The organism is Algoriphagus machipongonensis, assembly GCF_000166275.1.
Classification (GTDB): domain Bacteria; phylum Bacteroidota; class Bacteroidia; order Cytophagales; family Cyclobacteriaceae; genus Algoriphagus; species Algoriphagus machipongonensis.
In genome coordinates, this window is record NZ_CM001023.1 from 1028979 (window position 1) to 1050268 (window position 21290).

21 protein-coding genes are annotated in these 21290 nt (G+C 39.9%); 12 read left to right on the top strand and 9 right to left on the bottom strand.

Going from position 1 to position 21290, the window contains the following annotated elements:
* Nucleotides 1-123 precede the first annotated feature (123 nt).
* From cmk to ALPR1_RS04480, 9 genes are all read left to right on the top strand, one after another.
* Nucleotides 124-831, top strand: coding sequence for a (d)CMP kinase (gene cmk, locus ALPR1_RS04440; protein ID WP_008198738.1), 708 nt, complete (start codon nt 124-126; stop codon nt 829-831).
* Nucleotides 812-1708, top strand: a complete 897-nt coding sequence (locus ALPR1_RS04445; protein WP_008198739.1) for a 4-hydroxy-3-methylbut-2-enyl diphosphate reductase — start codon at nt 812-814, stop codon at nt 1706-1708. Before cmk ends, ALPR1_RS04445 begins: the two co-directional genes overlap by 20 nt.
* A 137-nt stretch (nt 1709-1845) precedes the next feature.
* Nucleotides 1846-3198 carry a Na(+)-translocating NADH-quinone reductase subunit A gene (locus tag ALPR1_RS04450; RefSeq protein ID WP_008198740.1) on the top strand — a complete coding sequence of 451 codons (1353 nt, stop codon included), beginning with the start codon at nt 1846-1848 and terminating at the stop codon, nt 3196-3198.
* Between the two features lie 3 nt (nt 3199-3201).
* Nucleotides 3202-4401, top strand: coding sequence for an NADH:ubiquinone reductase (Na(+)-transporting) subunit B (locus ALPR1_RS04455; RefSeq protein ID WP_008198741.1), 1200 nt, complete (start codon nt 3202-3204; stop codon nt 4399-4401).
* The gene (nqrC, locus tag ALPR1_RS04460; protein WP_008198743.1) at nt 4388-5152 is read left to right on the top strand and encodes an NADH:ubiquinone reductase (Na(+)-transporting) subunit C; all 765 of its coding nucleotides are present in this window, start codon (nt 4388-4390) and stop codon (nt 5150-5152) included. The genes ALPR1_RS04455 and nqrC overlap by 14 nt, the downstream gene beginning before the upstream one ends.
* 31 nt (nt 5153-5183) lie before the next feature.
* Nucleotides 5184-5867, top strand: coding sequence for an NADH:ubiquinone reductase (Na(+)-transporting) subunit D (locus ALPR1_RS04465; protein WP_008198745.1), 684 nt, complete (start codon nt 5184-5186; stop codon nt 5865-5867).
* A gap of 14 nt (nt 5868-5881) precedes the next feature.
* On the top strand, nt 5882-6493 hold the full coding sequence (gene nqrE / locus ALPR1_RS04470) for an NADH:ubiquinone reductase (Na(+)-transporting) subunit E (RefSeq protein ID WP_008198747.1): 612 nt from the start codon (nt 5882-5884) through the stop codon (nt 6491-6493).
* Nucleotides 6494-6624: 131 nt separating this feature from the next.
* Nucleotides 6625-7248, top strand: a complete 624-nt coding sequence (locus tag ALPR1_RS04475; RefSeq protein ID WP_008198749.1) for a 3-keto-disaccharide hydrolase — start codon at nt 6625-6627, stop codon at nt 7246-7248.
* A gap of 79 nt (nt 7249-7327) precedes the next feature.
* Complete coding sequence (locus ALPR1_RS04480; RefSeq protein WP_040303226.1) at nt 7328-7882, top strand: DUF502 domain-containing protein; 555 nt, start codon at nt 7328-7330, stop codon at nt 7880-7882.
* Nucleotides 7883-7928: 46 nt separating this feature from the next.
* On the opposite strand, the gene selD is transcribed toward ALPR1_RS04480, so the two are convergent.
* From selD to ALPR1_RS04515, 7 genes are all read right to left on the bottom strand, one after another.
* Complete coding sequence (gene selD, locus ALPR1_RS04485) at nt 7929-8969, bottom strand: selenide, water dikinase SelD (protein ID WP_008198751.1); 1041 nt, start codon at nt 8967-8969, stop codon at nt 7929-7931.
* Entirely contained in the window at nt 8941-9996 is a 1056-nt protein-coding gene (gene mnmH, locus ALPR1_RS04490) for a tRNA 2-selenouridine(34) synthase MnmH (RefSeq protein ID WP_008198752.1), read from the bottom strand. The genes selD and mnmH overlap by 29 nt, the downstream gene beginning before the upstream one ends.
* 68 nt (nt 9997-10064) lie before the next feature.
* Complete coding sequence (gene trxA, locus ALPR1_RS04495) at nt 10065-10403, bottom strand: thioredoxin (RefSeq protein WP_394330544.1); 339 nt, start codon at nt 10401-10403, stop codon at nt 10065-10067.
* Between the two features lie 110 nt (nt 10404-10513).
* Nucleotides 10514-14800 carry a DNA polymerase III subunit alpha gene (dnaE, locus tag ALPR1_RS04500; protein ID WP_008198755.1) on the bottom strand — a complete coding sequence of 1429 codons (4287 nt, stop codon included), beginning with the start codon at nt 14798-14800 and terminating at the stop codon, nt 10514-10516.
* A 286-nt stretch (nt 14801-15086) separates the two neighbouring features.
* Nucleotides 15087-15731: a 16S rRNA (guanine(527)-N(7))-methyltransferase RsmG gene (gene rsmG / locus ALPR1_RS04505; protein WP_008198758.1), complete on the bottom strand. Its 645-nt coding sequence runs from the start codon at nt 15729-15731 to the stop codon at nt 15087-15089.
* Nucleotides 15731-16342, bottom strand: a complete 612-nt coding sequence (locus ALPR1_RS04510; protein ID WP_008198759.1) for an RNA polymerase sigma factor — start codon at nt 16340-16342, stop codon at nt 15731-15733. Before ALPR1_RS04510 ends, rsmG begins: the two co-directional genes overlap by 1 nt.
* The gene (locus ALPR1_RS04515; protein ID WP_008198762.1) at nt 16333-17469 is read right to left on the bottom strand and encodes a glycosyltransferase; all 1137 of its coding nucleotides are present in this window, start codon (nt 17467-17469) and stop codon (nt 16333-16335) included. Before ALPR1_RS04515 ends, ALPR1_RS04510 begins: the two co-directional genes overlap by 10 nt.
* A 121-nt stretch (nt 17470-17590) precedes the next feature.
* On the opposite strand from ALPR1_RS04515, the gene tgt reads away from it, so the two are divergent.
* The 3 genes from tgt to ALPR1_RS04530 are packed head-to-tail and all read left to right on the top strand — an operon-like array spanning nt 17591 to nt 20707.
* Nucleotides 17591-18721, top strand: coding sequence for a tRNA guanosine(34) transglycosylase Tgt (gene tgt, locus ALPR1_RS04520; RefSeq protein WP_008198764.1), 1131 nt, complete (start codon nt 17591-17593; stop codon nt 18719-18721).
* A gap of 3 nt (nt 18722-18724) precedes the next feature.
* Nucleotides 18725-19798, top strand: coding sequence for an LptF/LptG family permease (locus ALPR1_RS04525; RefSeq protein WP_008198765.1), 1074 nt, complete (start codon nt 18725-18727; stop codon nt 19796-19798).
* Nucleotides 19799-20707 carry a DMT family transporter gene (locus tag ALPR1_RS04530; protein WP_008198766.1) on the top strand — a complete coding sequence of 303 codons (909 nt, stop codon included), beginning with the start codon at nt 19799-19801 and terminating at the stop codon, nt 20705-20707.
* Between the two features lie 4 nt (nt 20708-20711).
* Here ALPR1_RS04530 and ALPR1_RS04535 read toward each other — a convergent pair whose 3' ends face one another.
* Nucleotides 20712-21044 (bottom strand): type II toxin-antitoxin system PemK/MazF family toxin, encoded by a 333-nt coding sequence (locus ALPR1_RS04535; RefSeq protein WP_008198768.1) that lies wholly within the window; start codon nt 21042-21044, stop codon nt 20712-20714.
* Nucleotides 21031-21273 carry a ribbon-helix-helix domain-containing protein gene (locus ALPR1_RS04540; protein WP_008198770.1) on the bottom strand — a complete coding sequence of 81 codons (243 nt, stop codon included), beginning with the start codon at nt 21271-21273 and terminating at the stop codon, nt 21031-21033. Before ALPR1_RS04540 ends, ALPR1_RS04535 begins: the two co-directional genes overlap by 14 nt.
* Nucleotides 21274-21290 lie beyond the last annotated feature (17 nt).

Sequence of the window (21290 nt, forward strand, 5' to 3'; positions counted from 1 at the left end):
TGTTCTGTGGATTAAGGGGATGGTTTTTTCTCAAGGTGGATGAATTCGGCCATCCACGAATGGTTTAGATTAAAACTACTATATTTGTGCCTGAAATAAAAAGCGAACTTAGCTGGTTTTTGGATGGGAAAAATCGTCATCGCCATCGATGGATATTCAGGTTGTGGTAAGAGTTCGACAGCAAAAGCTGTTGCAAAGGACTTAGGCTACACTTATATAGATACTGGAGCCATGTACCGGGCGGCAACCCTACACTTTTTAAATAACCACCTTTCCGCGACCAATCCTCAAGATGTTGAAAAAGGCCTTAAGTCTCTGGAAATATCCTTTCACTTAAATCCAGAAAATCAATTACAGGAAACCTATCTTAATGGTCTTCACGTAGATGACGCTATCCGTTCGATGCAAGTTTCTAATAATGTCTCACGCATTGCTGCTTTACCGGCAGTTCGTAAGGATTTGGTAGCTCAACAACAGCGCTTGGCGAAGAAAAAAGGTGTGGTCATGGATGGTAGAGATGTAGGATCAGTGGTTTTTCCTGAGGCGGAATTGAAGATTTTCATGACAGCCGATTTGGAGACTCGAGCGATTCGTAGACAGGCAGAGTTATTAGAAAAAGGAGAAACCATTCCTTTAAAAGATATTATTGAAAATCTTGCCTCCCGTGATGAGATTGATTCCACTCGGGAAGTTGGTCCTTTGATAAAAGTGGAAGATGCTATCGAAGTGGACACCAGTAATATTACCTTTGCCGAGCAGGTGGCTTTTATAGTTAATAAAGCCAGAGAAATTATAGATAAAGAGAAAAGCTATGCAAGTAACCATAGATAAAAACTCAGGGTACTGTTTCGGAGTAGAGTTTGCCATAAAAATGGCAGAGGATGAGATGGAGACCAGTGAGAAACTTTATTGTCTGGGGGATATCGTGCACAATGATATGGAAGTGAGAAGACTGAGCAATAAAGGCTTGGTAGTCATTGACCGAGAGGAACTGCAGGAACTGAGAGATTGCAAAGTCTTGATCAGAGCACATGGGGAACCACCGGAAACCTATAAAACGGCAATAGAAAATAATATTGAGCTGATTGATGCTTCTTGCCCAGTTGTATTGAAATTACAGCATCGTGTGAAGACAGCGTTTGATCGGATGGAGAGAGAAAATGGCCAAATTGTCATTTATGGCAAAAAAGGTCATGCGGAAGTAATTGGATTAACTGGTCAAACATTGGAGAAAGCCATTGTGGTGATGGAGGATAGCGATTTGGATAAAATTGACTTTCAGAAGCCAGTGACTTTGTTTAGTCAAACCACCAAGAGTACCAAAGGATTTTATGAATTGTCCCATAAAATCCAGGAAAGAATCAAAAACAGTAATTCTGAATTTGAGGAAGTACCGTTTAACGCAAATGATTCGATTTGTAGACAAGTTTCCAACCGAGAACCACAGCTTCAGAGGTTTTCTCAGGAAAATGATGTGATACTCTTTGTGTCAGGAAAGAAAAGTTCGAATGGAAAAGCTTTGTATCAGGTTTGTCTTGGTCAAAACCCGAGAAGTTATTTCATTGAAAATGAGACAGAACTAGACCCAGAGTGGTTTAAGTCAAATGATAAAGTGGGTGTTTGTGGAGCTACTTCTACGCCTATGTGGCTGATGGAGCAAGTGAAATCGCACCTTGAAATGATGTCTGAAAATGCTTTGCCGATCTGAATCAAATATTGCCTTCAGAAATAATTGGCAACCATTCTCTTAAAAAGTGAAACATAATATCTTGATTACCCCCTAAATAAAATTTGTATTTATTAGATTTGGGGCGTTTTTCAAAGGCTCATAGTTCAAAAACAGATATGTCTAAAATAGTGAAGCTTAAGAAGGGTTTTGATATAAAACTGGAAGGAGAGGCTAAAAAAGAATTAGCTGACTTCACGCCAGCTCAGACCTTCGCCATTAAGCCGACGGACTTTATTGGTCTCCAAAGGCCGAAAGTGCTAGTCAACGTTGGAGATACCGTTAAGGCAGGTACTCCCGTCATGTTCGATAAAGCCATGGATCAAGTTATCTACGCGGCTCCGGTTTCCGGGGAAGTGGTGGATGTCAAGAGAGGAGAGAAGCGAAAGCTTCTTGAAATCACGATCCTTGCTGATCAAACTATTTCCCACGAAGATCTAGGTAAAGCTGATCCAAAATCTCTTGATAGAGATGCTTTGGTGGCAAAGCTAGCAGCAGGAGGAGTTTGGCCTCAATTGATCCAACGTCCATACGGCGTCGTGGCAAATCCAGAAGATACACCAAAAGCAATTTTCATTTCAGGTTTTGATACCAATCCTCTAGCGGCTGATTATGGCTTTATGTTAGAGGGGGAAGAAAAATACTTCCAAGCTGGAATTGATGCTTTAGGCAAGTTGACTTCAGGAAAAGTACATTTGAATTTGAATGGCGCTTCAGCAGCACCTTCTGTATTTGCCAATGTGAGCAATGCAGAAATCAATAAGGTTTCCGGACCACACCCTGCAGGGAATGTTGGTGTTCAGATTCACCATATTGATCCAATTAACAAGGGCGACTTGTTATGGACAATAAGTCCGTATGGGGTTATTCAGATTGGTAAATTGATGGTAGAAGGTGTTTACGATGCCTCTAAAACAATTGCAATCTCTGGATCTGAAATCACAAATGCTGCCTATGTGAAAACATATATGGGGGCTAATGTGTCTTCCTTTGTGAAAGGAAACTTAAACTCAGGCCATGTAAGAGTGATCTCTGGAAATGTATTGACTGGTGAAAAAATCTCAATGGATGGATTTGTTGGTTATTACCATAATCAGATAACAGTTATCCCAGAAGGAGACTATGAGGAGTTTTTAGGTTGGTTAATGCCTAGTACCTCCAAATTGAGTTTCCATAAAGCTTTGGGAATGTTCTCTTTCTTGAATAAAGGGAAATTTAAAGTAGATACAAATACCCACGGAGAGGAACGACCATTTGTTGTTTCAGGGGTATTTGAAAAAGTGCTTCCAATGGATATTCTTCCTACTTATTTGTTTAAAGCGATTCTCGCAGAAGACTTTGACGAAATGGAAGAGTTAGGACTATATGAAATTATAGAAGAGGATGTAGCACTTTGCGAGTTTGTGGATCCTTCTAAAAATGATTTACAGAAGTTGGTAAGATCAGGGGTTGAATTATTGATGTATAGTTAAGATATGAAGGCATTAAAAAATCTTTTCGATAGTGTAAAGCCAAACTTTGAGAAGGGCGGCAAATGGGAAAAGTTCTACACTCTCTATGAGGGCCATAGAACGATTGTATTTGCTCCAGACTTGACTACCAAAGCCAAGGGAGCTCAAATTAAGGATGCAACAGACTTGAAGCGTGTGATGATCACAGTGGTAATAGCCATGATCCCAGCATTGCTTTTCGGTATTCTAAATATTGGACACCAGCATTTCTTAGCCGTAGGCGAAGAAGCTACTTTCTTGGATAAAGCAATTTTTGGGTTGATCTCAGCATTGCCTATCCTGGTTGTGTCTTATGGTGTCGGCTTGTTGACAGAGTTTATTTTCTGTGTTGTAAGAAATCATCCGATTTCTGAAGGATTCCTGGTTTCAGGGATGTTGATTGCTTTAGTCATGCCTCCTCATATTCCATTATGGCAGGTTGCGGCAGCGACTATCTTTGCCGTAGTGATTGGTAAAGAGGTTTTTGGTGGTACAGGGATGAACATTCTTAATGTGGCCTTGACTGCTAGAGCTTTCTTATATTTTGCATATCCTGCGAATATTTCTGGTGACCAAGTATGGACTTACCTAGGAGATAAAATGGCAGTTGATGGTTTCTCTGGAGCGACTGCTCTTGGAGTTGCTTATAGCGCAAGTAATGATGGAACCCCGGTAGTGGAGGCTCTTGCTTCTCACAATGCCAGTATAGGTGCAGATTACAGCTTCATAAACATGTTTATGGGTTGGATTCCTGGATCTATCGGAGAAACATCTGTTTTGATGGCTTTGGTGGGAGCAGCAATTTTAATTGGTACTGGAATCGGAAGCTGGAAAATCATGCTTTCCGGATTTTTAGGAACCTACGTAATGGGTACTATCATGAACCTGTTGGCAGTCAATGAATACATGGCTATGCCAGCTCATTACCATTTAGTAATGGGAGGTTTAGCCTTTGGAATTATCTTCATGGCTACGGACCCAGTATCAGCTGCGCAAACAGAAACTGGTAAATGGATTTACGGATTGTTGATAGGTGTTTTGACCGTCATCATTCGAGTTACAAACCCTGCGTATCCAGAAGGGATTATGCTGGCAGTGTTGCTTATGAACGTATTTGCTCCACTGATTGATTATTATGTAGTAAAAGCTAACAAAACAAGGAGGTTACAACGTGCAACAGTCTAACGCATATATCATTACATTTTCGGTCATTTTGACCGTCGTGCTAGGTTTGCTTTTATCAGGCACCTCGCAAGTATTGGGGCCTTTGCAAAAAGAAGCCCAGGCTTTGGATAACAAGAAGCAGATTTTGGGAGCTGTGATTCCTTTAGAGCAAATTGATGGAATGACACCTCAGGAAATCAATGAATTCTACGCAAACCGTGTAGGTTCACTTGTGGTGAATATCAATGGTGAGGAAGTGACAGAACAAGACGGTGTAGCTGTGACTGCCGACTTGGTAGATGTTGCCAAAAACTATAAGAAGCCAGCTGAAGAGCGTCTTTTCCCTGTTTATATTTTCCATAAGGAAGGTAATCCTGAGGCTGTAGATAACTACATCTTGCCATTATACGGTGCTGGACTTTGGGATGCTATCTGGGGATATATTGCCTTGGATACTGATATGAATACTGTAGGTGGTGTTACTTTTGGTCATGCGGGTGAAACTCCAGGACTGGGAGCAAGAATCACTGAGCCAGGAGTTCAGGAAAGATATGTAGGTAAAACTATATACAATGAATCTGGTGAATTGGTAGCTGTGGAAATGCAGAAAGGTGAAGGAAAAGATTATTCTGATGACCCACATCAAGTGGATGGAATGTCTGGTGCTACTATTACTGGTAAAGGAGTGAATAATATGCTTAAGAACTACTTGAGTTATTATGAAGCTTACCTTAAAAGTCAGAAATCATCTTCAGCGGTAGCCACGCTTTAATTAGAACATCAACTCAATAATTATTTTAAATATGAGTGCTGAAACATTAGAAAAATCAATAGAGAAAAAGCCGGCGGAGGCGTTACTCTCCAAACGAAGGAAGAAGCTCGTTTCCGATCCTTTGGTGGATGATAACCCAATCACCATTCAGGTATTGGGGATTTGTTCTGCTCTTGCAGTAACAACTCAAATGAAGCCAACCTTGGTTATGGCTATTGCGGTAATCTTCGTAGTAGTAATGTCCAACTTGCTTATTTCTCTTCTTAGAAATACTATCCCTAGCCGTGTTCGTATTATTGTCCAGTTGGCAGTAGTAGCAACCTTGGTAACCTTGGTAAATGAGGTGTTGAAAGCTTTTGCATTTGATATGTACAAAGAGCTTTCTGTATTCGTTGGATTGATTATCACCAACTGTATTGTAATGGGGCGTTTAGAGGCATTTGCTTTAGGTAATAAGCCATATGACTCTATTCTTGATGGATTTGGATCTGCCTTAGGGTACTCCTGGATTATTTTGACCGTTGCTTTCTTTAGAGAGTTGCTTGGTTCAGGATCTGTTTTTGGAATTCCAATTTATGATTATGTCTCTAGCCTATTCGGATCAGATTTTAGTTTGGCTACAAACGGTCTTATGGTATCTCCGGTAGGTGCATTTATGGTTCTTGGATTAATCATCTGGATCCAGCGTACCAAAACAGGATATGTTGAACACTAAAACCAACTGAAGAAATGGAATTATTTAACTTAGGTATTCGGTCGATCTTTATCGACAATATGGTTTTTGCTTACTTCCTTGGGATGTGTTCTTTCTTGGCCGTATCCAAAAAAGTAAGTACTGCGATCGGTCTTGGTGCTGCAGTAATCTTTGTATTGACAGTGACTGTTCCAGTAAACTGGTTATTGAATGAATTTGTATTGAAAGAAGGAGCCCTTTCTTGGGCAAGTGCCAGCTTGGCAACTATTGACCTTACTTTCTTAAGATTTATCATGTTTATCGCGATCATCGCAGCGATGGTACAGTTGGTAGAAATGGTAGTTGAGAAATTTGCTCCAGCACTTTACGGTGCCTTGGGTATTTTCCTTCCATTGATTGCTGTAAACTGTGCGATCCTTGGTGGATCACTTTTCATGGCGCAAAGAGATTATACTTTAGCAGAATCTGCTGTTTACGGATTCGGATCAGGTACAGGTTTCTGTCTTGCTATTGTAGCACTTGCTGCAATCCGTGAAAAATTAAAATACTCCAACGTGCCAAATGGTCTAAAAGGATTGGGTATTACCATGCTATTGACAGGGTTAATGGGATTAGCGTTTATGTCCTTCATGGGAATTGACCTTTAATCTTATTTTAAACCTACGTTTAACATACTTAAAACCCGAAGAAGTAATTCTTCGGGTTTTTGTTTTTAGAAGCTAGGGTTTATTCAAGATTTGAGTTTAAATTTCAGAAATATTAAACAAATACAATTGCTATGAAAAACCTATTTTCATTACTGGCTTGCTTTTTAATTTCCCTATCACTTTCTGCACAAAGTGGAGAATGGGTGGAGCTATTTAATGGTCAAAATTTTGAAGGATGGAAAATTTCTGAAAATCCAGATTCTTTTTCCATTGAAGATGGAATGTTAAAAGTAAATGGACCTAGAGGTCACATGTTTTATGAAGGTGAAGTTGGAGACCATGACTTCAATAATTTCGAATTGGAAGTGACCTTGAAGACTTTACCAGAAGCCAACTCTGGGATTTTCATCCATACAAAATATCAAGAAAGAGGATGGCCAAACATCGGGCATGAAATTCAGGTTAATCAAAGCCACGGTGACTGGAGAAAAACAGGAAGTGTTTATTCATTCAAAGACGTGAGAGATACTTTTGTAGAAGATGGAGAGTGGTATAAAGAAACCATCATCGTTCAAGGTGATAAAGTTACCGTGAAAGTAAATGGAGAAGTAATCAACGAATATGATGAGACAAAAGACCGTGAAGGTGATTTAGGTACTAAAAAACTAGATCATGGTACTATTGCTCTCCAAGCCCATGATCCAAACTCTGTGGTTTACTATAAAAGTGTAAAAATTAAAATTCTTCCAGATTAAGAAAAAATTTAACTGAACCCAATTTCTATAAAAATCCTGATTATTATTGAACGATAATCAGGATTTTAATTTTCCAGCCATGGCATTTACTTATAAACGAATTCTTTCCTACTTCCTACGGGGATTGTTGTTTGTCACTCCAGTGGTAGTGACCATTTATATCATCTTCGAAACGATTCTGTTCTTAGATAACCTGATTCCGGTGCCTTTGCCAGGGATTGGGATCTTGATGGTTTTGGCTTTGATTACGTTTGTTGGTTACCTAGCAAGTTTATTCTTTGCAAAACCGATTTTTGATTGGTTTGAAAGAGGATTAATAAAAATCCCATTGGTTAATTTGATATATACCAGCATCAAGGATTTGATGGGTGCATTCGTTGGAGATAAAAAGAAATTTTCTTCTCCAGTAAAAGTTCAGCTTACCGATTCATTGATGCGATTGGGTTTTATTACTCAAGAAGATATGTCCATAGTAGGAGAGGCTGATCTAGTAGCTGTTTACTTTCCTCATAGCTACAATGTTTCTGGAAATGTGTTCTTGGTTCCAAAAGAGAACGTTACTCCATTAACTGGAGTTAAGAGTTCAGATGTGATGAAGTTTATGGTAAGCGGAGGAGTGTCTCCATTGGTTTAAATTCACAAAACAATAAAAAGGGAAGCCAGCTTTAAAGCTGGCTTTTTTAGTTTACTGCCACGGTAAACTCATTTTTCTCAGTAAATTTTCCAATCTCCCAGATTACTTGATTTTGTTGCTTCATTGCATTTTCAAACCAAGACTGATTTTCAGGATCTACCGCCAGCATTAATCCACCGCTAGTCTGAGGATCGCATAGTTTGACCAAATCCATGCCCTCTACACCTTTGGTTTTGGCACTATATGCATTCCAATTTCGGTAGGTGTTATCCGGGAAAATGAATTGATTGATATATTCCTGTATCCCTTCTATCAAGGGAAGTTTGTGGATTTCAATGGCTGCTGAAACTTCCGATCCCTCGCACATTTCAATAAGGTGTCCTAGCAATCCAAAACCAGTCACATCAGTCATCGCATGAACCTCCTCATGATTTCCTATCAGCTCGCCAATTGAATTTAGACGACAGGCAGTATCAATCAAATGGGCATAATCCTTGTCTTGAATCTTTTGTCTTTTCAGCGCAGTGGCCAAAACGCCAATTCCCAGTGGTTTGGTTAGATAAATGATGTCTCCAGATTTTGCTCCTTTGTTGGTTTTAATCTTTCTAGGGTGGATTATCCCGTTTACAGAAAGCCCAAAAATCGGGTCTTTTGCAGCGATGCTATGACCTCCTGCCAGTTCGATTCCAGCAGTTTTACAAATGCTCTTAGCACCTTCCATTACCTTAGCTGCGAGTTCAGGAGCAAGTTTCTCTACGGGCCAGCTTAAAATAGCATTGGCGAAGACAGGCTTCCCACCCATAGCGTATATATCAGAAATGGCATTCGCAGCGGCAATTCTTCCAAAATCAAATGGATCATCTACAATCGGGGTGAAAAAGTCTACGGAATTGATCATTGCAAGATCATCCGAAACCTGATAAACTGCTGCATCATCTTTTCCAGAGTTGCCCACCAATAGATTTGGATCAACTTGGGTGAAAGAGCCGCTGGAGCTAAGAATTTGGTCAAGAATTGCTGGGGCTATTTTACAGCCACAACCTGAACCTTCACTCCATTCAGTGAGCCGGATTACTGATTTTTCCATTTAGTTGGTTTTTAATTTCCATTATTAATTTGACTGATTCTTCCACTCCTATTCCTGTAAGGTCAATCCTTTTTAATTTGTTAGGGTCATGACGCTCCAAATCAAATTGGTATGTTTTGTCATAATAGATCAACAGGTTGGAAATCCATGATTCATGATGATCATTGATGATGTCTTCTATGGCTGTGGTCGTTCGAAGACCGCCTAGTTTTTTCTTCAGCCGATTAATTGCCTTGATAAGTTCTTCCTTGGGAAGTGATGCATATTCCTCTTTGATCAGTTGGATTCTTTCCTCTTCTGATTTTAAGATATCAATCAATGGAGAGCAACCCATCAAGTTAAAAAACTGATCGTTGATAATTATTTTACCGATTCGCCTACTTTCATTTTCTAGCCAGATAGTTTCATTTGAGTTAAACTGACGTAGTTTTTCAGCCATTAAATTTTCAAATTGTTCTACACTCGGCTGAGGCTGTTGACCAATGCCTCCAAAAGCGGAACCTTTGTGATTAGCTAAGTCTTCTAAATCCAGCACCTGCTCATTTTTGTCTTCTAAAGCTTTTAAAAGTCTGGTTTTTCCAACACCAGTTTTACCTCCGAGTACCAATAGATTCCAAGGTTTTCTAACTTCATCAAAAGTGTAGTTTCGATAAGTTTTGTATCCGCCTTTGAGTCGGAAGACTTCAAATCCTACCATGCTTAAAAGCCAGGAAAGAATCTGACTTCTCATACCGCCCCTCCAGCAGTACACGATTATTTTTTGCTTAGGAAAAAGTTCTATTGCCTTTTTTTGAATTTGGTGAAATCTTGGGCCTACCAGTTCAAATCCCTTGATGGTGGCATCAAGAGCCCCTTTTTGTTTATAAAGTGTTCCTACTTCAGTGCGCTCACTATTGGAAAGTATTGGGATATTGATCGATTGGGGTATGTGGCTTTGGAGAAACTCCGCTTCACTTCTTGCATCTATTAATGGCAATTGTTCTCGCAAAGACCAAAACTCCTCAAGTGAAATCAGTTTTTCTATCATCTTAGGCTCAAGATAAAAAAAAGCCACAAGGAATACCCTGTGGCTTTACTAAGAATGTTATTTATAAATTAAAGTTGTGCGTCTAGCTTCTGAGCCAAAACTGCTTTAGGCACTGCGCCAACTTGCTTGTCTACGATTTCACCGCCTTTGAAGAACAAAAGGGTAGGGATCGATCTGATTCCAAATGCTTGAGCTACAGCAGGGTTAGCGTCAACATCAACTTTTCCAATTACTGCTTTTCCATCATAATCACCAGCCAATTCTTCCACTACTGGACCGATCATTTTACAAGGTCCACACCATTCAGCCCAGAAGTCAACCAAAATCGGTTGGTCTGATTTGATGATTTCCTCAAAGTTTGCATCTGTGATTTCAATTGATTTTCCCATTGTATGTTTAGTTTTAATTTTGCTTAATTTTTGCCAAATATATGAGCTAAAGCGTATTGATGGGCAATAAGTTCCGAGGGATTTAATTTTTTTATCTATGACTCATTGATAGAATAAATGAAAACTGATTAGACAATTTTATAAATCACCTCTGGAATCTCTTTCAGCTCTTTGATCATATCTGCGCTTGGATCTATGGAGAAGCGTTTAGAGAATAGTTCTAAGGCAATATTTTCCTTTCTATCAATGACATCAAAATAAAGTTTTGCATCGCCTTTGTACTTCTCTGTAATGGATTCTAATTTTTCCATCAAGTCAAGAGTTAAATCATCCAAATCGATATTAATCCGCATTCCCTTAACCATTTTACCACGTACTTCGCTGAGTAGCATGATATTACTGATTTTAAACTCCAGCTCATTCTCTGCCCATTTTTTTGGTTCAATCCTACCAGTAATGAAAAGGAACCATCCAGTCATGAAATACTCCTTGAACTTCACATAATCTTCACCAAACAAGAAAAAAGTAAATCCACCATGGTAGTCTTCCATCGTTAGCGTACCAAAAGGTTTCCCGTTTTTGGTAGTTCTATGAGCAAAACTACTTACAGATCCGGCTAGCTTGATTTCTTTCTTGTTTTTAAAGCTGTCAATATCATTTAGATCTGGAAGATTCGCATTTGTAAATGATTCAATCTCTAACCTATATTGATCCAGTGGGTGTCCTGAGATATAAAGCCCCACCACTTCTTTTTCAATGTTCAATTGCTGTAGTTGGGAGAAGGGCTCCATCGGTGCCACTGAAGGCAAAGGAATATCCATACTTCCGCTGCTTCCTCCAAATAAACTAACTTGAGCACTTTCTTCTTCTTGTTGTACTTTTTGAGCGTATTTCGTTGCTTTTTCTATCAAAGTCAGGTCTCCATCCGCTGCTTCAAGGTATTGGCGTCTATGGTGCTCAGGGAAGCAGTCAAAGCCCCCTGCCATTGCTAGTGCCTCCATGGTCTTTTTGTTAAGAGCTTTAGAGTTGACACGCTTCGCAAAATCAAAAAGATTTTTAAACGGACCATTCTCCTCTCTTTCCTTGATGATTTCATCTACAGCAGCTGAGCCTGCACCTTTGATTGCTGCCATCCCAAATCGGATTTCTCCTTCAGCGTTTACCGTAAATCCGTTTTTGGATTCATTGACATCCGGGCCTAAAACAGGAATTCCAGATCGCTTGCATTCCTCCATAAAGAAGGTTACTTGCGAAATATCATTCATGTTATTACTCAAAACCGAAGCCAGGTATTCGGCAGGATAATGAGCCTTTAAATAGGCCGTTTGGTAAGCTACCCAAGCATAACAAGTAGAGTGTGATTTGTTGAAGGCGTAAGAGGCAAATGCTTCCCAGTCTTTCCAAATCTTTTCAAGTTTGGATTTATCATGGCCTTTTTCTGCCGCTTGGTTGACAAATTTAGGCTTCATTTTGTCCAAGACATCCTTCAGCTTCTTACCCATTGCCTTACGCAATACATCCGCCTCACCCTTTGTGAATCCAGCAAGTTTCTGAGAAAGTAACATCACTTGCTCCTGGTAGACCGTAATCCCATAGGTTTCATTGAGGTACTCCTCCATGTCATCCAGATCATAGGTAATGGGCTCCTCACCATGCTTCCTTCTAATAAAGCTTGGGATGTATTCCAATGGACCTGGACGATACAAGGCGTTCATAGCAATCAAATCGGCAAATACAGTCGGTTTGAGCTCACGCATGTACTTCTGCATTCCGGCAGATTCATATTGGAAGATTCCTACCGTCTCACCTCGCTGGAATAGCTCATAAGTCTTTACATCATCGATCGGGAATTTTTCCGGATCTAATTCGATGCCATGCCTTTCCTTGACAATTTTGACAGCATCCTTAATCAAGGTTAAGGTTTTGAGTCCCAAGAAGTCCATTTTAAGGAGTCCGGCCGATTCTACCACAGAGTTATCAAACTGAGTGCAGACCATGTCAGAATCCTTTGCCAGAGCTACCGGAACAAAATTGGTAATGTCATCGGGTGTGATAATAACCCCACAAGCGTGAATCCCCAGGTTTCTGACCGAACCTTCAAGCATGGTGGCCTGATTGATTGTTTTAGCCGATTCATCCTGCCCTTTTGAAATTCGGATCAGTTCATCAGCTTTGGCAATGAGTTCACCTTGACCTTTTAATTTATCAGAAAGTGCAGCTCTGTTTCCCGCCAGTCCAAATAAAGCTTTCAGTTTAATGTCAGGCACCAAATTGGCTAGCCTTCCGGCATCTGCTAAAGGTAGATTCAATACTCTAGCAGTATCACGGATAGCAGATTTTGCAGCCATGGTACCATAAGTGATGATTTGGGCTACCTGATTTGCTCCATATTTTTTGATTACATAGTCAATCACTTTTTGTCGGCCATGATCATCAAAGTCAATATCAATATCGGGTAGTGAAACTCGATCTGGGTTTAGGAATCTCTCAAAAAGTAGGTTGTAAGCGATCGGGTCAATATTAGTAATGCCTGTGCAATAGGCAACTGCGGATCCTGCTGCAGATCCACGTCCCGGTCCCACAGAAACCCCAAGCTTTCTTGCTTCTACAATGAAATCCTGCACAATCAAGAAGTATCCTGGATACCCGGTGTTTTCAATCGTTTTTAACTCAAAATCCAGGCGCTCCTCAATCTCCGGAGTGATTTCCTCGTATCGTTTTTTTGCCCCTTCATAGGTTAGGTGTCGTAAAAAGGCATTTTCACCCCGTTTTCCACCGTCCACTTCATCTTCAGGATGCTTGAATTCATCAGGAATATCAAAGGCAGGAAGTAAAACTTCGCGAGCTAGTTTATAGGGTTCGATTTTATCCGTAATCTCTGCGGTGCATTCAATAGCCTCGGGTAAATCAGCAAAGAGCTTCTTCATCTCCTCAGGGCTTTTGATGTAATACTCATCATTTGGGAAGCCATACCGGAATTCCCGTCCTCTTTTACCGATGTATTTCTTTGGTTTTTCTACCAGTTCCCCATCCTTAACACAAAGTAAAATATCGTGGGCCTTTGCATCCGCTTTATTTGTATAGTAGGAATTATTTGCGGCGAAGTATTTAACGTCATGCTTTTTAGCAAACTCCAAAAGCACCTCGTTTACCTTTTCCTCCTCGGGTATCCCATGCCTACAAAGTTCTACATAGAAATCTTCTCCAAATTGTTCTTTCCACCACAAAAAGGCTTCTTCCGCTTGTGTTTCCCCTACATTCAGGATCAAAAACGGAATTTCACCCCATAGCCCACCAGTCGTTGCGATGAGGTCTCCTTTGTATTGCTGAAGGACCTCCTTATCAATTCGAGGTAGATAATAGAATCCTTCGATATTGGCATAGGAAGCCAGTTTAGCCAGGTTATGATATCCGGCTTTGTTTTTAGCGATTAATACAGTTTGATAACCATCGTCTTTGCTTGATTTATTTTTTCTGTCCCGGCAAAGGTTAAATTCACAACCGAGAATAGGTTTGATATCGTTGGATAGTGCCTCTTTTACAAAATGAAAGGCTGCCATCATATTGCCATGGTCAGTCATGGCGATTGCAGGCATCCCCATTTCTTTAGCCTTCGCTACCATAGCAGGAATCTCTGAGGTAGCTTGTAGGACGGAGTATTGACTATGGACGTGTAGGTGCGTAAAAGGAATATCAGTCAGGTCTGAAATGTCTGCTTTTCCTGCCTGTTTCAATACATCTTTGGCTGCAGCTTTTTGAGTATCTTTTGCCTGTGCAAAATTGGCTTCATCAAGCTTCGGAGCCTCATAGATCACTTCAGAAATTGCAATCCCTTCTTCAGGAGCTTGTACACCCTGAGTGATCAAACCAAAGAAACAGCGTGCTGTAGCATCTACATCATAGGCTGCATCGTGAGCATCTCCAAAGCCTTTACCAAAAAGTTTTTGGTGTAACTCAGTCAGCGTAGGCCATTTGAATTTTCCCCCTCTACCACCAGGGATAGCACAGAATTCAGTGGATATGTCTTTGGTGTCTAGTTGATCGGCGGTAAGGGGCATGGTAGCCTCTGCTCGCAGGTACTCCGAACCGACCACGTTGATGTCGAACTCGACATTGTGACCCACCAGATATTTGGTCTTTTTTACATCTCCTTCAAAAATCCCAAGTATTTGCTTTAGGTCATGTCCTTCTTTTAAGGCTCTTTTGGTAGAGATTCCATGGACTTTCTCCGCATTATAGGGGATGGTAAAACCTTCTGGACGGATAATGTAATTATGATTCGAAATCAGATTTCCCTTCTCATCATGCAATTGCCAGGCAAGCTGGACCAGTCGTGGCCAGTTATCCACATCTGACATGGGGGCATTGTAATCGCGGGGTAATCCGGTGGTTTCGGTATCAAAAATTAAATACATACAGCTTTGGGAATTGAGACTTCAAATTAGCGCTAATCTCTGAAATGAGGCAAGAGTAGCGGAGCTAATTGTCGGGAAATAAAAAAAATAATTACAAGTAATCCCTGATTGAACGGATAAAGCTATTACTGAATAATCTCGGCAAAAAATTTAGAAATTGAAAAAATAGTAATAGTCAATTTTCGATTTCTCACACCAAAAATCTAAAAAAAATTCATTTGAATTTCTGACTTTCATCTTATCGCTTTACATCAGAAATACATACTTCAAACATTTAAAACCTTTACTACCTCTTATCCTCCCAGGGCATGTAAACCACTTTTTTGGTTTCAAAAAACTCCTCCTTGAAATAGTCCTCCAAATGGTAAACCACATAGGATTTACCTAATTCTTCCATCTCCTCATCAACTTCACCACCTTTTAAATAAAGAATTCCATTGGGGTATTCATTGAAATCTTCCTTACGGATTTTGTTTTTGACCCAAGGGTAAAAGTTAGCCATTCGGGTGACAGCCCGACTGATCACAAAATCATATTTACGAACAAGTTGCTCGGCTCTTGTTTGCTGAGCTTCCACATTTGCTAATTTTAACTGCTTCGCAACATCCTTCACCACAGTGATTTTCTTTCCGATAGAGTCAACTAAATGAAAATGTGTATCAGGAAATAGGATGGCTAGAGGAATCCCAGGAAAGCCTCCACCTGTACCGATATCAAGAATTTTGGTGCCGGGTTGGAAGTTCATGACTTTACTAATACCTAATGAATGCAGGACGTGGTGGATATAAAATTGATCCATATCCTTTCTTGAAATCACGTTTATTTTAGAATTCCAATCCTCGTAGAGTTCTTGAAGTCGATCAAATTTTGCTATTTGATCCTCAGTGAGATTGGGAAAATAAGCTTGGATAAGCTGGGTGCCGGAATTCATTAGATGTGTTTTTGTTTGCCAGCGGCGATTTCATATAGTAATTCTCTAGAGCGGTGAAGCTGAGCTTTGACTGTCCCTAAAGGTTTTTCTAGTTCTTGGGCAATCTCCTCATAGGATAGTTCGTCAAAATATCTCAACTGCACTAGTTTACGGTATTTTGCCGGTAGCTTATCTACAAAAATACGCACCATCTCTATTCTTTGGGATCTGATAAATTCATCCTGCGGATTGTTGTCATCATCTTCCACGTCAATATTGACCGAGTTACCGCTGTCATCCGTCAAAGTATTATTAAGACTCATGGTCTTTAATTTTTTCTTTCGGATAAAATCAATGGTATTGTTTGTGGCAATTCTGAAAAGCCAGGTACTGAAAGTGTAATCTTTTTTGAATCTATGTAGATTTTTAAAAGCTTTAGCAAAAGCTTCCATTGTCAGATCCTCTGCATCATCAGCATCACGGATCATTTTTAGGATCATAAAAAAGACCGCTTTTTTATACCGCTTCATCAAGCTGGCATAGGCTTGCTGATCTTTATCCTGAACCGCTCTGTCGATTAGTGCAAAATCTTCTAGTGCTTTATTTGAAAAACCTCTTTCGTTTATTTCCATTGGATGTCTTTTGCCTGGTGGGATATAGTCCCTAGTACCCAAAAGTAACCTAAATACAAGAAATCCAATATCCAGATGTTTTTTGGGGCCTTAGTTCCTTGGATCTTCTTACTGGAAGACGAAAATACGGCTACCATTATTACAGACCTTAAAAGAATAATACCGAAAACTATTGAAAAATGTTCCCAACTCTTATCAATTCCGAAATAAATCATTAATCCGAGGCCTCCCAACCAGAACAAAGCATGCGAAAGAGTAAAGAAACCGATTTTTTGTTTATCCTCTGATCGATAGTACTTTCCAGCATGTAAGTGCCTCTTCTTTTGCACTAAATACTCTTTGACTGTCTTTTTAGGAATAGAGGTGGTGTTGGATTCTGGATCTAAAACCACTGCCGTATTTCTGCCTGTCGCATACTTATTAACGAAAAGATCATCATCTCCGCCTTCAATATGCCAAAGATCTTTAAAAGCCTTTACTTCCATGAAAAAACTTCTTCGATAACAAAGGTTTCTGCCTACTCCCATAAAAGGAGCTTTCCAAAGGCCAAAAGAGAAGTAATAAAGAACCGTAAGAAGGGTTTCGTATTGAATCCAGCTATTGAGAAAACCCTTTTCTTTTTCATAACCTGAATATCCCAGAGCAAAAGTTTTATTGTTTTCTCGTACAGGTGCAGTTATTTTTCTTACCCACTGATTTGAATTGGGACGGCAATCGGCATCTGTTAATAAAATGATATCATTTTTCGTCACTTTAATTCCCAGGGTCATGGCAAACTTTTTGGCAGTGACATGATTCGGAGTGTACTTGATGGTAACCGATCTAAGTTTCGGGTAAATGGCCATCATTTCTTCGAGTAATCGTTTGGTTCGATCCGTGGATCTATCATTGACGATTAGAACTTCGTAATTAGGGTAATCTTGCTCGAAGAGTTTGGGAATGAGTGTCTTAAGGTTTTTAAACTCATTATGTGCTGAAACTAGTATAGTGACAGCTTCCTCTTTTGAAGGGTTGTTAGTTGCCTTGGAAGGCTTTGAGAATGCGGTACGTCCAAATATTACTAACAGGTATATGACCTGGATAATTAATCCAACACCGAAGAAAAACCAAAGTAAAAATAGGCCCATAGATCAATTTTGCTGGGCAAATATAAAATCAAATTCAGCAAGTCATTTAAGAATAAGCGTATATTTTTGTACCCTAGAACATACAATTTGCGGATTGTATACTCAATTGCATCATTTCCTTATGAAGTTTAACCTTTCTCATCAAGATCCCAAGAGTAAAGCCAGAGCAGGAGTAGTCAAAACTGATCATGGTGATATTCAAACTCCTATTTTCATGCCTGTAGGTACTGCAGGTTCTGTAAAAGCAGTGCATCAGCGGGAATTGATGTATGATATCAAAGCAGAAATAATTTTAGGAAATACCTATCATTTGTATCTGCGTCCAGGATTGGATATTCTGGAAAAAGCAGGAGGTCTCCATAAATTCAATGGTTGGTCTAAACCAATCCTGACGGATAGCGGAGGATATCAAGTGTTTTCTTTGGCGGGGACCAGAAAAATCAAAGAGGATGGTGTGATGTTTAAATCTCATATTGATGGTTCAAAGCATCATTTCACTCCAGAAAATGTGATGGATATCCAGCGAACCATTGGAGCTGATATCATTATGGCTTTTGATGAGTGTACTCCTTATCCATGTGAGTATGGCTATGCCAGGAATTCCATGGAGATGACCCATAGATGGCTAAAAAGATGTATCGATCGATTTGATTCCACAGAAGGGAAATATGGCTATAGTCAAACTTTGTTTCCTATCGTCCAAGGATCAGTTTATAAAGATTTGCGAAAGCAAAGTGCTGAGTTTATAGCTTCCACCAACCAAGAAGGAAATGCGATCGGAGGTCTTTCTGTGGGAGAACCAGCAGAAATGATGTATGAAATGACTGAACTGGTGACCGATATTCTACCTACAGATAAGCCGAGGTATCTGATGGGAGTAGGAACACCCGCCAATATTTTGGAATGCATTGCGCTTGGCGTGGATATGTTTGATTGTGTTATGCCCACTAGAAATGCCAGAAATGGAATGCTATTTACTTCTGAGGGGATTATCAATATAAGGAATGAAAAGTGGAAGGATGACTTTTCGGCCATCGATCCTGCTATTGGAGGTCATGTCAGTACTTTTTATTCAAAAGCATACTTGAGACATTTGGTGATCAGTAAAGAGATTTTGGCTGCGCAGATTGCAAGTATCCATAACCTAAGTTTTTATCTTTGGCTGGTAAAGCAGGCAAGAGAACATATCCTTTCAGGAGATTTTGCCGTTTGGAAAGATCAAATGGTAAAGAAAGTAAGCACCAGATTATAATTCATGAAACTTCTCGATAAGCTGATCATCAAGGATTTTTTGAAAACCTACTTTTTTGTAGTGTTGATGCTGATCTTGATTGTATTGGTTCTTGATTTTACAGAGAAGAATGATTCGTACATCAGAAATGATGTTCCTTCCGGGGAGATAATGAAATACATGATCAATTATGGTCTGTATCTCAATAATCTATTAACTCCGATTACCGTTTTTATTTCGGTCATTTTCATTACCTCTAAAATGGCTGGGAGAACGGAGATCATAGCCATCTTGAGTAGTGGAGTCAGTTTTCCCAGAATGCTCAGGCCCTTTATTTTTGCCGCTATGTTGATTGGAGGAGTCAGTTTTTTGCTAAATGGTTGGGTGTTGCCTGTTGCTACGGAGGGAGTGACCAAATTTAAGCTTACCTATATAGACAAAACAAGAACTGCTTCAGATCCTAATGTTCATATCAAAGTTGGGACTGATTCTTATGCCTACCTGAGTAGGTTTTATAAAACAGGTAACACAGGATACCATTTTACACTTGAGACCATTCGTGATGGTAGATTGATCAATAAGTTATCTTCAGACCGGATTCAGTGGGATACTGCCAAAAATGTTTGGACATTAAAGAATTGGCGATTTAGAGAACTCAATGAATTTGGGGAAGATTATTCGGTAGGGGAAGAAATGGATACTACCCTTTCTATCACGCCTGATGATTTTGACCTTCCTGAAAACCACCATGAAACCTTAAAGCTACCTGAGCTTAGTAGGCAAATTAGGGTTTTGGAAGATCGAGGTGCAGACAATGTTGCCTTTTATAAAATAGAGCGGTATGTTCGGTTTATGTCTCCTTTTGCGGCCATTATTTTGACTTTCATTGGAGTGATAATGTCTGCCAAAAAAAGTCGTGGGGGCTCCGGTTTCCAGATTGCCATGGGATTTTTATTAGCATTTATTTATATCTTATTATTTATCCTTTCCCGGACTTTTGCAGAAAATGGGGCATCCTATCCGATTTTTGCGGTCTGGCTTCCAAATATCGTATTTGGATTGACAGGGTTGGTACTTTATAAAACCGTTCCTCGCTAAATGACAGGTTCCTTTCGAGATTACCTGATGCTTCACTTTATCGTCCTGATTTGGGGTTTTACCGCAATTTTGGGTTTGTTGATAAGCTTGCCTGCCATCGAACTGGTTTTTTACAGGACATTGATAGCTTCCATAGGAGTAGCATTACTTTTTACGGTAAAAAAGGGAAGCCTGGTATTACCTCCAATTGATATTTTAAAAGTCACTGCCACAGGTGGGATCATTGCACTTCACTGGATTCTGTTTTTTTGGTCTGCTAGAGTTTCTACAGCCTCGGTTTGTTTGGCGGGGATGGCTACAACATCCTTATGGACGGCCTTTGTTGAACCAATTTTTAACAGGTCTAAAATTAAATGGTATGAGGTAGCTTTGGGATTATTGGTAATTTCTGGCTTACTGGTGATTTTTAGCTTCGAGACAGGATATTGGCTTGGATTGCTAATGGCATTAGGCTCAGCCATGTTAGCAGCCATATTCTCAGTCATCAATGGGAAGCTGACCAAAAAACACGGGCCTTACCAAATTACCTTTTATGAAATGACGGGAGCTTGTCTCGCATCAGCATTATTCCTTCCGATTTATTCAGTATTGATAGCTGAGGATGGGTTGAAGATGAATTGGGAAGGCTATGATTGGTTTTGGCTATTTATTTTGGGAGGTGTTTGCACAGTTTATGCATTCTCTGTTTCGGTAGATCTGATGAAGCGGCTAACCGTTTTCTCTATCAACCTGACAATTAATCTTGAACCCGTTTATGGGATTGTGTTGGCGGTTTTGATTTTCGGAGAAAGTGAAAAAATGACGCCTCAGTTTTATTTAGGCACAGCTATCATTCTGGTGTCAGTGCTATCGTACCCAGTGATCAATTATTTTAATCGCAGAAGAAAACCTGTGCGGCCGCTTGGTTGAAATTTTATAGTGTTGTGATGTCTTGTAAGGTGGTTAGAGCTATTTTCAATTCATCACTGGAAATCTCGCCTACTTTTTCGATCAACCTTTTTTTGGATATCGATCGAATATGAAAAACCAAGAGTTCAGACTCCAGTTTCAGCCCGTTTTTGGTAGATGGTTTCAAAATTGGATTTCCTTGATAGTTTTTGATTTTGGTAGTCAAAGGAGCAGTGATAACCACTTGGAGAAATTTATTCATCAAGTTTCCACTTAAGATGACTACCGGTCTTCTTCCAGCTTGTTCCGATCCTACCGATGGATTCAGATCAGACATCCAGATCTCACCCTGCTTCATCTTCGATTTGCTTAAGATATGAGTCCATGCCTTCTTCTGCTACCAAAAGTATGTCTTCATCCTGTGCTGCTTGCTTATAGGATTTGATGTATTCAGCTCTTTTCAGATGTTCTAGATAAAGGTCAAGCGCATTCTCCATCAATTTATTTTTGGGAAGAGAAAGCTTCTTCGCATAATCAGCTAGCCTCTGAAGGAGCTCGTCGGGAAGTGTACTAGTGAATGTCGCCATTGTATTTCATATTTATG

Bases quoted from the DNA above. Each gene is read 5' to 3' on its own strand.
- ALPR1_RS04540 (WP_008198770.1), bottom strand. From the start codon at position 21,273: ATGGCGACATTCACTAGTACACTTCCCGACGAGCTCCTTCAGAGGCTA.
- ALPR1_RS04455 (WP_008198741.1), top strand. From the start codon at position 3,202: ATGAAGGCATTAAAAAATCTTTTCGATAGTGTAAAGCCAAACTTTGAG.
- ALPR1_RS04515 (WP_008198762.1), bottom strand. From the start codon at position 17,469: ATGGGCCTATTTTTACTTTGGTTTTTCTTCGGTGTTGGATTAATTATC.
- ALPR1_RS04450 (WP_008198740.1), top strand. From the start codon at position 1,846: ATGTCTAAAATAGTGAAGCTTAAGAAGGGTTTTGATATAAAACTGGAA.
- ALPR1_RS04465 (WP_008198745.1), top strand. From the start codon at position 5,184: ATGAGTGCTGAAACATTAGAAAAATCAATAGAGAAAAAGCCGGCGGAG.
- tgt (WP_008198764.1), top strand. From the start codon at position 17,591: ATGAAGTTTAACCTTTCTCATCAAGATCCCAAGAGTAAAGCCAGAGCA.
- ALPR1_RS04535 (WP_008198768.1), bottom strand. From the start codon at position 21,044: ATGAAGCAGGGTGAGATCTGGATGTCTGATCTGAATCCATCGGTAGGA.
- selD (WP_008198751.1), bottom strand. From the start codon at position 8,969: ATGGAAAAATCAGTAATCCGGCTCACTGAATGGAGTGAAGGTTCAGGT.
- ALPR1_RS04445 (WP_008198739.1), top strand. From the start codon at position 812: ATGCAAGTAACCATAGATAAAAACTCAGGGTACTGTTTCGGAGTAGAG.
- nqrE (WP_008198747.1), top strand. From the start codon at position 5,882: ATGGAATTATTTAACTTAGGTATTCGGTCGATCTTTATCGACAATATG.
- cmk (WP_008198738.1), top strand. From the start codon at position 124: ATGGGAAAAATCGTCATCGCCATCGATGGATATTCAGGTTGTGGTAAG.
- ALPR1_RS04480 (WP_040303226.1), top strand. From the start codon at position 7,328: ATGGCATTTACTTATAAACGAATTCTTTCCTACTTCCTACGGGGATTG.
- mnmH (WP_008198752.1), bottom strand. From the start codon at position 9,996: ATGATAGAAAAACTGATTTCACTTGAGGAGTTTTGGTCTTTGCGAGAA.
- ALPR1_RS04525 (WP_008198765.1), top strand. From the start codon at position 18,725: ATGAAACTTCTCGATAAGCTGATCATCAAGGATTTTTTGAAAACCTAC.
- ALPR1_RS04475 (WP_008198749.1), top strand. From the start codon at position 6,625: ATGAAAAACCTATTTTCATTACTGGCTTGCTTTTTAATTTCCCTATCA.
- dnaE (WP_008198755.1), bottom strand. From the start codon at position 14,800: ATGTATTTAATTTTTGATACCGAAACCACCGGATTACCCCGCGATTAC.
- rsmG (WP_008198758.1), bottom strand. From the start codon at position 15,731: ATGAATTCCGGCACCCAGCTTATCCAAGCTTATTTTCCCAATCTCACT.
- ALPR1_RS04510 (WP_008198759.1), bottom strand. From the start codon at position 16,342: ATGGAAATAAACGAAAGAGGTTTTTCAAATAAAGCACTAGAAGATTTT.
- ALPR1_RS04530 (WP_008198766.1), top strand. From the start codon at position 19,799: ATGACAGGTTCCTTTCGAGATTACCTGATGCTTCACTTTATCGTCCTG.